The sequence below is a fragment of the Microvirga pakistanensis genome (genome assembly GCF_004458765.1).
Lineage (GTDB): Bacteria > Pseudomonadota > Alphaproteobacteria > Rhizobiales > Beijerinckiaceae > Microvirga > Microvirga pakistanensis.
On record NZ_SPJX01000131.1, the window covers coordinates 1 to 223 of the forward strand.

Sequence of the window (223 nt, forward strand, 5' to 3'; positions counted from 1 at the left end):
TGCTGAGCGAGCCGCGCGGCGTCACGGAGGTTGCGGCGGCAAGCTCCGCCCCCCTGCCGCCGCCGCGGCCTGACAGCGCCATCGTCGTGGCTGCCGCGAGCGCCGTCGACATTCCCGTCACGGGATCGACGCCGAAGAACCCGGCCAAGGACACGAGGACGAAGACGGCCACCCTTCCCGAGGCCAAGATCCCTGGGGCTCAAGCCCCTGCCGCCAAAACCCC

Annotated in this window: 1 pseudogene; it reads left to right on the plus strand. The window is 72.2% G+C overall.

Annotated elements, in window-relative coordinates:
• Positions 1-223, plus strand: a pseudogene (locus E4K09_RS28795) (hypothetical protein); the annotation flags it as partial.